This window comes from Epilithonimonas hungarica, assembly GCF_900102265.1.
GTDB classification, from domain to species: Bacteria; Bacteroidota; Bacteroidia; order Flavobacteriales; family Weeksellaceae; genus Epilithonimonas; species Epilithonimonas hungarica.
Genome location: NZ_FNBH01000003.1, coordinates 187,177 through 200,454, shown reverse-complemented (window position 1 = coordinate 200,454; position 13,278 = coordinate 187,177). Strand labels below are relative to the sequence as shown.

Annotated in this window: 11 protein-coding genes; 7 read left to right on the top strand and 4 right to left on the bottom strand. The window is 35.1% G+C overall.

Translation table 11 applies throughout. From position 1 onward, the window contains the following. Positions 1-119 precede the first annotated feature (119 nt). On the top strand, positions 120-1,010 hold the full coding sequence (locus BLT30_RS12710; protein ID WP_089873921.1) for a TIGR01777 family oxidoreductase: 891 nt from the start codon (positions 120-122) through the stop codon (positions 1,008-1,010). A 48-nt stretch (positions 1,011-1,058) separates the two neighbouring features. Here BLT30_RS12710 and mgtE read toward each other — a convergent pair whose 3' ends face one another. After that, positions 1,059-2,378: a magnesium transporter gene (gene mgtE / locus BLT30_RS12705; protein WP_089873920.1), complete on the bottom strand. Its 1,320-nt coding sequence runs from the start codon at positions 2,376-2,378 to the stop codon at positions 1,059-1,061. A gap of 67 nt (positions 2,379-2,445) precedes the next feature. Beyond that, positions 2,446-3,021, bottom strand: coding sequence for a pyruvate decarboxylase (locus BLT30_RS12700; protein ID WP_089873919.1), 576 nt, complete (start codon positions 3,019-3,021; stop codon positions 2,446-2,448). 135 nt (positions 3,022-3,156) lie between these two features. On the opposite strand from BLT30_RS12700, the gene polA reads away from it, so the two are divergent. From polA to BLT30_RS12675, 5 genes are all read left to right on the top strand, one after another. Then, positions 3,157-5,988 (top strand): DNA polymerase I, encoded by a 2,832-nt coding sequence (gene polA, locus BLT30_RS12695; RefSeq protein WP_089873918.1) that lies wholly within the window; start codon positions 3,157-3,159, stop codon positions 5,986-5,988. Positions 5,989-6,038: 50 nt separating this feature from the next. Continuing rightward, entirely contained in the window at positions 6,039-6,308 is a 270-nt protein-coding gene (locus BLT30_RS12690; RefSeq protein WP_027382175.1) for a YciI family protein, read from the top strand. 12 nt (positions 6,309-6,320) lie between these two features. Beyond that, positions 6,321-6,671 (top strand): bleomycin resistance protein, encoded by a 351-nt coding sequence (locus BLT30_RS12685; RefSeq protein ID WP_089873917.1) that lies wholly within the window; start codon positions 6,321-6,323, stop codon positions 6,669-6,671. A gap of 6 nt (positions 6,672-6,677) precedes the next feature. Continuing rightward, positions 6,678-7,019, top strand: a complete 342-nt coding sequence (locus BLT30_RS12680) for an SdpI family protein (RefSeq protein WP_089873916.1) — start codon at positions 6,678-6,680, stop codon at positions 7,017-7,019. Between the two features lie 89 nt (positions 7,020-7,108). Continuing rightward, positions 7,109-8,134, top strand: a complete 1,026-nt coding sequence (locus BLT30_RS12675) for a M28 family metallopeptidase (RefSeq protein WP_089873915.1) — start codon at positions 7,109-7,111, stop codon at positions 8,132-8,134. 68 nt (positions 8,135-8,202) lie between these two features. Here the strand turns inward: BLT30_RS12675 and BLT30_RS12670 are convergent, their stop codons facing one another. Further along, positions 8,203-8,970, bottom strand: coding sequence for an NUDIX hydrolase (locus BLT30_RS12670; RefSeq protein ID WP_089873914.1), 768 nt, complete (start codon positions 8,968-8,970; stop codon positions 8,203-8,205). Next, on the bottom strand, positions 8,948-10,111 hold the full coding sequence (locus BLT30_RS12665) for an MFS transporter (protein WP_175487187.1): 1,164 nt from the start codon (positions 10,109-10,111) through the stop codon (positions 8,948-8,950). Before BLT30_RS12665 ends, BLT30_RS12670 begins: the two co-directional genes overlap by 23 nt. A gap of 245 nt (positions 10,112-10,356) precedes the next feature. Here BLT30_RS12665 and BLT30_RS12660 point away from each other — a divergent pair, with 245 nt between their 5' ends. Continuing rightward, complete coding sequence (locus BLT30_RS12660) at positions 10,357-13,278, top strand: SusC/RagA family TonB-linked outer membrane protein (RefSeq protein ID WP_089873912.1); 2,922 nt, start codon at positions 10,357-10,359, stop codon at positions 13,276-13,278.

The window sequence follows — 13,278 nt, the reverse complement described above, 5'->3', positions numbered from 1 at the left end:
CACATAGACACATAGTTTTTTATTTACTAAAAGATAAACTTTGATATTCTACTATCTGTTCTTTTTCCTTCCAAAAATTTAATATTATAAATGTGGTCAACCTAAAAACATTAAATACAATGAAAATAATCATCGCAGCAGGAACCGGTTTCCTTGGCAAAAACTTAGAGCAATATTTTCTAAATAAAAATCACGAAGTTAAAATCCTGACCAGAAATCCAAAACGTGAAAACGAGATTTTCTGGGATGCAAAAGCTTTGAGCAACTGGAAAGACGAATTAGAAAATTCGGATGTTCTCATAAATCTTGCAGGAAAATCCGTGGATTGCAGATACAACGAAAAGAATAAAAAAGAAATCTATAACTCCAGAATAGATTCAACACGAGTTTTACAACAAGCCATTGACGAATGTCAGAATCCACCAAGAATCTGGATAAATGCAAGTTCCGCAACCATTTACATTCACTCAGAAACGAATCTTAATACCGAAGCTAACGGAATCATCGGTGATGATTTCTCAATGAATATTTGTAAAAGTTGGGAAAAGGAATTCTTTAAAATAGATAATCAAAATATCAGAAAAGCCGCACTTCGAGCTTCTATTGTTTTAGGGAAAAATGGTGGCGCTTTTCCAAAATTTAAACAGATCTCAAAGCTTGGACTCGGTGGCAAACAGGGCAGAGGAAATCAATTGATGAGCTGGATTCATATTGATGATTTTTGTGAAGCAGTTAATTTCATTATTGAAAATGAAAATCTTCAAGGTGCAATCAATATCACGGCTCCCGGTCCTTTATCCAATGAAGAAATGATGAAGCAAATGCGTGAAAAAATCAAAATTCCATTTGGGATTCCAAGTCCGGTTTGGTTGTTAGAACTAGCTTCAATATTCATTAAAACAGAAACTGAATTGATGCTGAAAAGTAGAAATGTTTATCCTGAAATTCTTATTGGAAATGGATTTCAGTTCAAGTATGATGATTTTGAAAAAGCTTTGAATGAATTATGATTTAATTTTAACAATTATCAAAACAATGAGAAAAACAATCGACTTGGTTTATAACAATTTTCCTGTAAGAAACAATCCAGCAACTGAAAAATAGATGATCAACCCTGTAACATCTACAAGCGTTGCAACAAATGGAGCAGAAGAAGTAGCCGGATCTAGTTTTAATTTTTTAAGAATAAAAGGAACCATAGACCCGGAAAGTGTTCCCCAGAGTACGATCATTATTAAGGAGACTCCTACACTTAATCCTACAAACGGCCAATATTCCCCATAATTGAAAAAACCTGCTTCGTGCCAGATCATAATCCTTAAAAAACCAATAATACCAAGAATACTACCAAGAAATAGCCCCGTGAAGATCTCTTTTTTCATAACATACCACCAGTCTTTCAAACCGATTTCCTGAAGGGCCATTGCCCGGATTATCAATGTTGCTGCCTGTGATCCGGAGTTACCTCCACTGGAAATAATTAATGGTACAAACAGTGCCAAGACAACAGCTTTCTGGATCTCATCTTCAAAATACCCCATTGCAGAGGCAGTTAACATTTCTGAAAAGAACAAAATGATCAGCCACATTCCTCTTTTCTTTACCATTTCGATAAGAGAGGTCTGGGTATAAGGAACATCCAAAGCTTCAAGACCTCCAAATTTCTGGATGTCTTCCGTATTTTGAGATTCGATTTGATCCAAGATATCATCGATAGTTACAATTCCTACCAAGACTCCATTTTCTGTGATGATCGGTAATGCGCTTCGATCATATTTTTCAAAATAGGGAACTGCATTTTCTTTAGAGGTCGTTGTTTTGATCGCAACAAAATGATCATCACAAAGCTCAGATATCAATTGCTCTTCGTCAGCCAATAGGAGAGAACCAATGGTAATGTCATCTATCAATCGATTTCTTTCATCTACAACATAAAGAAAATTAAGAGTTTCCACTTTCTTTCCAACTTTCTTGATCTGCTGAAAACATCTTTTTACAGTCCATTCTTTTCTGATCTGGACGTAATAAGGCGTCATAAGACGCGCAATAGAATCAGCTTCGTAGCCTAATAATTTAAGAGCAACCCGTCGCTCCTGAGGATTCAGAAGGTTGATAGAGTATTTGATCAATTCATCCGGAAAATCTTCAAAAAGCTGGGTCCTGTCATCGGGAGACATTTCGTTCAAGATATCAGAAACCTCATGACTTGCAATACTTCTAATCGTATCTTCCTGGAAATCAGGGTCAAGATGTGAGAAAACTTCTGCCTTCTCAGATCTTGGTAATTTCAAAAACTGCAGGATACGTTCTTCCGCTGGCAACTTGCTCAGGGATTCGGCAATATCCGCAGGATTTAATATGATCTCTTGATTCTCGATACTTTAAAATTTTTGCACTGCAAAAGTATTAAAATCTTAAGAAAAAAAAGTATTAAGATTACGTAAATTAAGATGCTTTTCTTAGAATTACCTGTCGATTTCGGAGTTCTTTCTCCATTTTTCTGATGGCACCTTTTGTCCCGATGATCACAGAGTTTTCTGCACTTCCTAGCAATCTTGCATTTCCTTTATAAGTATCATAAGAAGTTTCCATTACAAAGTTCCCTTTGGAATCATACAATTTTAGGCTCACAACAACTTGATTAGAAAACACATACTTGCCAAATCCTACTTTGAAATATTTCACTTTCGGGATCACAGCAACGTCGGCATTATTATTTTTACAGATCTCTTTTATCATTTTAGAATCCACTTCATCAAAAGGAATAGAGGTATTGACCTGGAGATATTTGACACTGCCTATGGATCTCATCTTGTCAGATGTTGCATTGTAGAAGGCAGAAAAAGTAGGGTCTTTTATTTCTGTAATATCAGGGAAAACTTCTGGCTCGAAATAAAGGACTGTTTTTATACCGTTGATCTTTGCATCCTTGTTGAAATAAAGAAGGCTGTCCCCATAATTGGCACATGAAACAAAAAAGCAGATCATAAAAACAGAATAAAAGTGGTAATTTTTCTTCATTGTATTAATGCAGCAAAAATACAACCAAATTTCATTATTTATAGCAAAAATTTAAGATTTTTTAACAAAAACTTTTTTTATTATTTTAAATGTATTCATTATCGAAATCGGTTACAAATTATTACTTTTGTTTTTATGACTTCTATAGACAAAAGATTATATCTCATCGATGCCTACGCCATGATTTTCCGTGGGTATTTTGCATTTATTAAAAATCCTAGAATTTCGACAAAAGGACTGAACACGTCTGCCATTTTCGGGTTCACCAATTCTTTGATAGAATTGATCAAAAGAGACCGCCCAACACATTTGGCAGTCGTCTTTGATGTGGGAAGGACCAATGTTCGTCACGAAGACTATGCCGAATATAAGGCCAATCGTCTGGAAACTCCGGAACCTATTCTTTTAGCGAAACCTTATATCAATAGTATTTTAGAAGCTATGCATATCCCGATTTTGGGAGTTGAGGGTTATGAAGCAGATGATGTCATTGGAACGATTGCATGCAAAGCCGAAAAGCAGGGCTATAATGTTTTTATGGTAACGCCGGACAAAGATTTTGCACAGCTGGTTACAGATAAAATTAAGATGTACAAACCCAGCTCAAAAGGGGGAGATATTGAGATTTTGGGCGTTGAAGAAGTCAAAGCTAAATATGAAATCGAAAATCCGAAGCAGATCATCGATTATCTTGGAATGATGGGTGATGCTGTAGATAATATCCCAGGTTTGGAAGGTGTGGGCGAAAAGACAGCCAAGAAGTTTATCCAGGAATTTGGATCAATGGAAAATCTTTTGGCGAATACGCATCAGTTGAAAGGAAAACTTAAAGAAAAAGTTGAAGCAAGTGCAGAAAGAGGCTTATTATCCAAAAAGTTAGCAACTATTCTTTGTGATGCTCCAATCGAATTTATTGAAGAACAATACGACCTAGAAGTTCCGGATTTTGAGAAAGTAAAGGAAATCTTTGATGAACTGGAATTCAGAAGACTTTACGAAAATCTTTACCGTGCGTTCTCAAATAAAGAATATATAGAAGAATTGCTAGACAACAACGATAATAAAACTGAGAAAGCAAAAGATTCTGCAGTTCATAAAAATGGAACGATGGATCTCTTTGCAAGTTTTGAGCAATTGGAACAGGCGACCACAACAAAAACAAATATCAAAGAGAACGATCATCTTTACCAGTACATCGATTCCCCAAAAGCGCAGAAAATCCTATTAGAAAACCTTTTAAAACAAAAAGTCGTATGTTTTGATACGGAAACAACTTCTCTTAATGAGTTGGAAGCAGAATTGATCGGTATGAGCTTCTCCTATAAAAAAGGCTTGGCGTATTACATTCCGATTTCTGAAGATCAGGAAGAGGCACAGAAGACAGTTGAGATCTTCCGTCCATTTTTTGAAGACCAGAATGTTCTGAAAATTGCTCATAATTTGAAATACGATTACAAAGTTCTTCAGAATTACAACATAGATGTATCAGGGAAGTTGTTTGACACAATGATCGCTCATTATCTTTTGAATCCCGACGGACGACACGGAATGGATTATCTTTCTGAAATGTACCTGGATTACAAACCTGTTTCTATTGAGACCTTGATCGGAAAAAAAGGGAAAAATCAGTTGACACTTCGTGAAGTTGATATTCCTACTCAAACGAATTATGCTGCAGAAGATGCAGATGTTACGTTTCAATTATATGAATTATTTGCGCCCCAACTAGCTAAAGAAAACTTAGAGGAATTATTCTACACCGTCGAAATGCCGTTGATGAAAGTTCTTGCCAAAATCGAACTGAATGGTGTGAAGCTCGACAGCAATTGGCTGGCGAAGGAAAGTATTGATTTGGAAAATGATTTGCGACTATTAGAATCCAAAATATTCGAATTATCCGGAGAAGAGTTCAATATGAACTCACCAAAACAATTGGGAGAGATCCTTTTCGAGAAAATGCAGCTTGACCCAAAAGCGAAGAAGACCAAAACCGGACAATACGCTACATCGGAAGATGTGCTTCAGAAATTATCTTCCAAGCACGATATTATTTCATCGATCCTGGAATATAGAACGTTGCAAAAACTGAAATCAACTTATGTGGATGCTTTGCCAAGTCAGATTGATAAAAAAGATAACCGTGTTCATACCACTTTTGCACAAACTGTCGCAGCAACAGGACGTTTGGCAAGTGTAAACCCTAATCTTCAAAATATCCCGATCCGAACTTTGAGAGGACAACAGATCCGTGGTGCGTTTGTTTCTGATGAAGGAAAAAAAATCATCTCTGCCGATTATTCTCAGATCGAATTAAGACTGATCGCCGAGATCTCCGGTGAACAAAATATGATCGCCGCTTTCCAAAATGGGGAAGATATCCATGCTTCTACAGCAGCAAAACTCTTCGATGTGGCTTTAGAAGAAGTGACGAAAACACAGAGAAGTCAGGCAAAAACAGTGAACTTTGGTATTATTTATGGACAAGGTGCGTTCGGATTAGCTGATCAGACCGGACTTTCCAGAACTGAGGCCAAGAAAATGATCGATGCTTATTTCGAGACCTATCCAAGGCTTAAAGAATATATGAACGAGCAGATCGAGAAAGCAAGAAAACTCGGTTATGTAGAAACGATTTTGGGAAGAAAACGCCATTTGAAGGATATTAATTCAACAAACTTTGTGGTAAAAGGTCACGCTGAAAGGAACGCCGTGAATGCACCAATCCAGGGAAGTGCAGCCGATATCATCAAATTGGCAATGATAAAGATCGACAGTGAGCTGGAAATTCAAAAGCTAGAAACCAAAATGCTTTTACAGGTCCATGATGAATTGCTCTTCGAAGCACCAATCGATGAAGTGGAAACTGCGACATCTTTGATCAAAAAAGAAATGGAATCTGCTTTTCCAACGAATGTTCCTTTGTTAGTAGAAGTTGGTGTTGGGGATAACTGGCTGGAAGCGCATTAATAAAAATTATGAATTATAAATGATTTAATAAAATTTAAAAACAAACAAATATGAAAGCAGTAATTTTTTACGAACATGCGACAGACAAAACAATGGACGAGTTTATGGCCGTTTTCCCACGTCACGAAGAATTTGAAGCAGAGTTTATAAAGTCTGGAAAGGTTTTGGGAACAGGCGCTTTTGGAAACCCTGGTGAAGGGGCAATGGCCATTTTTGTGGACAAAGAAGCTGCAGAAGCTTTTGTGAATGGCGATCCTTTTGTACAGGAAGGTTTAATCGCTAAAGTCACCATCAGAGAATGGAATGATGAATTAGCCTAAAAGTTTTAAATTATGATCTCACAGATAATTCCAAAGATCCCTTTTATTGACAAAGGAAAAACAATTGATTATTATAAGAATCTGGGATTCGAGTTTGTTGCGGATTATGATAATTATCTGATCGCAAACTATAACAATTCCGAGTTGCATTTTTTTGAGTTCAAGGACCTTTCCCCAGCAAAGTCAGATTTTATGCTTTATCTCAAAATTTCGAATAACATTGATAAATTCTTTGAACAGACAAAAGCGAAGGGTATCGAGATCCATCCAAATGGAAACCTTGAAACAAAACCCTGGAACATGAAAGAGTTCTCTCTTTTGGATCCAGCCGGAACATTGCTGACCTTTGGAGAGAAAATATAGAACAAGATGGAAAAATTAACACTTGTTCCAAATTTAACCGGCGCTATTTTCATTATGGCAGGATTGGCCATGCTAATTTTTCCACCTAAAAAGATCAACAGTTTATATGGTTACAGAACGCAGAGATCTATGAGAACCATAGAAAACTGGAACTTTGCCCAAAGGCTTTGTGCAAAATTATTATTGATTGCAGGATCTCTACTTTTATTGATAGGAATTGGAGGAATAGTTTTTGGTCTGAATGAAAAAATTATTGATTCATTTGGATTGATCTCGATGATCATATTTGCTATTATCCTAATTATCATAACAGAAATTAGAATTAAAAAGTTTGAAAAGTCTTTGTAACAATCATTCCATTACTTCGACTTAATATTAAATTTGATTTATGAAATCGCTTGCGGTTACATATGGCATTAGAAAAATAAACTCTACATATGAAAAATATAAAACTATATGGTTTTTTGATGGGCGTTGCTCTACTTAACAGCTGTGCTTCTACAAAGAATTTTTCTTACGACGGAAAAGGCTTCAAGGATGCTTATAATAGTATTACTTCGGAGGAACTGAAAACCAACCTTTATGTGATCGCGGCGGACGATATGGAAGGTAGAGATACAGGAAGTGCCGGCCAGAAAAAAGCAGGTGTTTATATGATCGAGCAATACAAAAAAAATGGGATCGGTTTCCCTGCAGCTTTAGGTTCTTATTATCAGAAAGTTCCATCCGAAGCAATGAAGAAATATGGAGAAACTCTTCCGGATTCTGAGAATATTATGGCTTTCATAGAAGGTTCTGAAAAACCAGACGAAATTATTGTAATTTCTGCACATTACGACCACGTTGGAATGAAGAAAGGAGAAATCTATAACGGCGCTGATGATGATGGCAGTGGAACCGTTGCCGTAATGGAAATTGCCCAGGCTTTTCAGGAAGCTAAGAAAAAAGGTTATGGACCCAAACGCTCTATTCTTTTTCTGCACGTAACAGGTGAGGAACACGGACTTTTCGGTTCCGAGTACTATTCTGACCATCCTGTTTTTCCTTTGGTAAATACTGTTGCTGACCTTAATATTGATATGATAGGACGTGATGACCCGGAGAACAGAGGCAAACAATATGTTTATGTAATTGGTTCAGAAATGTTGAGTTCTGAGCTTAAGAAGATCAATGTTGCCGCAAATGACAAGACAGTAAAGCTTGAACTCAATTATAAATATGACGACCCAAAAGATCCTCAAAGATTATATTACAGGTCAGACCATTACAACTTTGCAAAGCATAATATCCCGGTAGCATTTTTCTTTGACGGCATCCACGAGGATTATCATAAACCAACCGATACGCCCGATAAAATCGATTATCCATTGCTTCAGAAAAGAACGCAACTGGTTTTCACAACGGCTTGGGAACTGGCTAACAGACCAGACAGAATCGTAGTTGATGGAAAAAATGACAGATAATAATTATCTAATTAAAGAATAAAAAGACGACAAATATTTGTCGTCTTTTTATTTGTAAGCTCATGATTCTATTTATCAAAATCCGATTGTTTGATCTCGGAACCTTCCAAAAAACGATAGAGATAAGGTGCTTTGTTCGCTGAACCTGTAAAATGTTTTTCCAATCTTTCTAAGATGTTCATACTCAATATTTTTCTTTGAAAGTTGTTGCGTCTTAATGGTTCGCCAAGAATGGCTTCATAGAGATGTTGAAGTTCCTTCATCGTAAATTTATCAGGAAGAAGATTGCTTCCCATTACCTGATAATCAATATTTTTTCTGAGATAGAGTAGTCCTTTTTCTATCATTTCCTTGTGATCAAAAGCCATATTTGGCAATTCGCTGATATTGAACCATTGGCAGACCTCGTTGAAAGAATCCGGAAAAGTGTAAGTCAACGTGTAATCTATTAATGCACAATAACCTACAGAGATAAAACGTTGATAGATCCAGTGGTTTTTATCGACTTCTATATTTTTATTTTCCAGAAGTTTTTGGTGGGTATTATTCTCTGTCCTTTTAATATCCCCAAATGTGTAGAATTGTTCCAAAAATACATCAGAAAGATGTGTCCTCTCGTACAAAGTTCTGGCTGCTGCATCATTGAGGTTCTCATCGTTGAAAATAAACCCTCCAGGTACAGACCAAAGATCCAGGTCATGATATTTCAACAAAAGAACTTTGAGAGTATCCTTATGAAAGCCGAATATCACGCAATCAACCGATACGTGTTCCACAAAATCATTGGTATCTATTAACTCTTTTAGGTTCTGTTTATTCTTGTTGATTCCAGTCATAGGTTATTGTTGTTTTATTTAGAAAAAAAGTGAGACCAAATATAATTAATAATGGCAAAGAAATGAACAAAGGATAATAAGAACTTGCATTTTTATGAAAAATAATAGCCATATAAAGCGATCCGACGGAGCTTCCTAAAGATGAACATACTACAATCAATGAAACAAATAAATGGGTTTTTCCTTTTGAGACCTGATTCAGAACTTCCGAATTGTAAAGCGGGAAAAGAGGAGACAGGAACAATCCGATTACAGGGATTATAAATATCAATAAAAATCTAGATTCGTTATAAAAACAGGATATTAATACTTGAGATATTCCTAATATGAAAAAGACCATAAAAAGGCAAACGAAAACCATCTTTAACCAATAGAACCTCAATACCAGCTTGCTTGTGGCAAATCTCCCAAGAAATGAGAACAAGGCCAAAAAAGCCGATGATTGTAATGCAAAATAAGAATTGACATGGAGATTATTTTTGAAAAAACTAGGTAGCCAGGAATTAAAACTTTGTTCCACAAAAACCATGAAAAAGACGATGATGAAAAAATAGATCAGCTTTGGTTTCAAAAAAAATTTCCATCCACCAGATTCTTTTTTTGTATCAGGGAATTGTTCCTCTTCAATTTCAGAATTTCTAAGCATCAATACATTGATCATACTTAAAATGGCAATCACCCAAAATCCGTACTTCCAATATTGTGCATAATCGCTTGTCAACAAACTTCCAAAACCGATATTCACAAAGAAGATACCTATCATAAAAGATGCATCTACGCTGGAAACAGCACTTGCCAGTTGTTTGTCCTTGAAATTATTTTTGATAATACTGAAAACCGAAATTTTTGCCAAGGCAAAACCGACACCTACGATACTCAACCAGATCTTGAAAAACCAAAATGCATCAACCAATGGGAGGGCAATAGAACTGATCATTATAAAGATCAAAGCAAAGATAAGGGCATTTTTGTTACCAGTTTTAGCGATCCAGTTGACACATAATAATGAAACTACAGCCATTGGAATATCCTTGAAAGATTCCAAAATACCAAGACCTTTATAAGAAACCTGATCTGATAATTGCAATATGATAACGCCCATGCTATTCAGCAACATTGAAAATATCAAAAAGCTGAGCATAAGAGGGAGTTTTATTTTGTTTTTATTAACACTCATTTATACGTTCATTAACTTTAAATTAACACTAAGGTGCATTTTTGGGGATTCCAAATATAATAAAAATAATAAATTTTCATGATAATTATACCGTTAAATGTCCTATAAATAAAAGGGTTATTAAAAAAAATGAAAAATTATTTTGTCATATCAAAAAAAAAGATACTTTTATTGTCTCAGTTTGAGATTAACAAAAAATTAATTAAAATATGAACTTAAAGTATTCAAAATGTCTTGGGTTAGCAGCTGTACTTTACTTCACAGCAAACTACTCAGCTCAGCAACGGGTAAGTGACACGGCTTCTAAAGAAAAAGTAATAGAAGAAGTAGTGGTTATCGGTTATGGGACTCAAAAGAAAAGCAATGTGACAGGAGCCATTGCCAGTATCAAAGCTTCTGATATTGAAAATATTCCAGCAGGTAAACCAGAACAGGTGTTACAAGGTAGAGCTGCAGGTGTTTCTGTAGTTACTAATTCTGGACAACCAGGAGCTCCTGCTACGATACGTGTGAGAGGAATTACCAGTTTTGGAGCTGGTAGCAATAGTCCTTTATGGGTTGTTGATGGTATAGTTGTCGATAATATTGGATGGCTTAATCAATCTGACATAGAAAGTATTGAAGTCCTTAAAGATGGTGCTTCTTCTGCAATTTATGGTGTTTCGGCGGCTAAAGGAGTTATTCTTGTAACTACCAAAAAAGGTAAGAAAGGAAGACTAAATCTTTCTTATAATGGTTTTTATGGTTTTGGAAATGCTTCAAAAAAATTAGATCTTTTGAACGCATCACAATATGCAACCGTCATAAATCAAGGATTAGTAAATGATGGTGGTACACCGCGTTTTTCAAATCCAGAATCTTTAGGAAAAGGTACGGATTGGCAAGATGCTATTTTCGGAACGGGTGAAAAATCTTCTCACGAGATAAGCATCAATGGTGGAAACGAAAAATCAACTTATTATGCTTCTTTTGGTTATTTTGATCAGACAGGAATAGTATTACCTGAAATGTCATATTATAAAAGACTAAACGCTAGACTTAATTCTACACATAAAGTTACTGATTATTTGACTATAGGGCAAACTCTTGCTTACACTCATACCAAATCACAAGGGATCAGTCCAAATGAAGAATTTGGTGGACCTTTAAGCTCTGCTATTAATTTGGATCCAACTACTCCTATTGTTGTAACAGATATTAATTCTCAACCCTTTCCATCAGATTATTCCAACCAATATATAGTTAGGGATGCGAATGGAAACCCATATGGAATTTCACATTATGTAAATCAGGAGATGACCAATCCTTTGGCTTTCCAAGAAATTCAACGCGGAAGATACAGTTGGACAGATGATTTTATTGGAAATGTTTTTGTTGAAGTAAAGCCAACAAAACATCTCAATTTTAAATCAAGTCTTAATGGGAAAAAATCTTATTGGGGAAGCCAAGCTTTTACACCTTTATACTATTTAAGTCCAAATTACAGCAATGTAAATTTTAATAATTTGAATAGAGTTAACGAAAACAAATTTGAATGGAGTATGGAAAATACTTTAAATTATCAAAATAAGTTTGGAGACCATAATTTGAATATTTTAGTTGGGCAGGGAGTTTATAGATATAATATTTCAAGCGGCGAAAGTTTAACCTATTCCAATTTGCCAGTAAATAACTATCAAGATGCTTCATTTAATTTTGGAATTTCTCAGGATAACATTACCGCTACTGGATGGGATGGGGTAGAAACCCGAAAAGTATCTTATTTTGGAAGATTAATCTATGATTACAAAGATAAGTATCTTCTTACAGGAACTATAAGAAGAGATGGTTCTTCAAAATTTGCTACAAACAATCATTGGGGAACTTTTCCGTCTATATCGTTAGGATGGAATATTAATAAAGAAAATTTTTGGCCAGAAAATAAAATTATTAATACTGTAAAACTTAGAGGAGGTTATGGAGTTTTAGGTAATGATGAAATGGATAATTTCAAGTTTGCAAACTTTATGGTTTCAGGAAGTAACTATACCAATTCTGGAAATAATATCATTATTGGATATGCACCAAGTACATTAGAAAATCCTACTCTGAAATGGGAAGAAACAAGTCAATTAAACATTGCTGCCGATATCAGATTTTTAAGTAATTTCACCTTTACAGCAGATTTATACGAAAAGAAAACAACTGGTATATTGAGACAAGTCAATATACCTGGTTACGTAGGTGTACCTAATCGACCTTGGGCAAACGTCGGGGATATGACCAACAAAGGTATCGAACTTGAATTAGGCTACAAGAAGAATTGGAATGATTTCGGGATTTCAATCAATGGAAATTTTGCAGCTGTTAAAAACGAAGTTACAAGACTTGAAAATGACATTGAATTTCAAAATTTGTATGGTTTTCAATCAATGGGGTCGGTTACAAGAATTGCTGTTGGTCAACCTTATGGTGTTTTCTTTGGTCATTCATATGAAGGTGTTTTCCAAAATCAAGAGCAAATTAATTCTTATACCAATAGCAATGGAAATATGTTGTTACCAAATGCCAAACCAGGAGATTTTATTTGGAAAGATATAAATGGTGATGGTGTAATCAATGAAGATGATGTAGAATATTTGGGAAGTTCTATTCCAAAATTTAATTATGGACTAACAGTCAACTTAAACTATAAAAATGTTGACTTTATGGTGTTTGCACAAGGGCAAGGTGGAAACAAAATTTTCCAAGGATTAAGAAGGTTAGATATGCTTGATGCTAATTATCAAACCAAAATTTTGGATAGTTGGAATGGCGAAGGTTCTACAAACGAAAATCCAAGACTAACAAGAAATGATCCAAATCATAATTATTCTTGGATGTCAAATTATTATTTGCAAAAAGGAGATTATTTAAGAATTAAGCTAATTCAAGTTGGATATACAATTCCAAAAGATGTTACAGAAAAATTTGGAATGGGTAAAGTTAGACTTTATATAACAGGTGAAAATCTTTTCACTTTTACGAAATATACAGGATATGACCCAGAAATAGCAGGAAGAAATAACTCTGACTCAGATTCTATAGGTATTGATAGAGCATATTATCCGCAAGCAAGAACTTTTTTATTTGGAGCCAACATTCAATTTTAA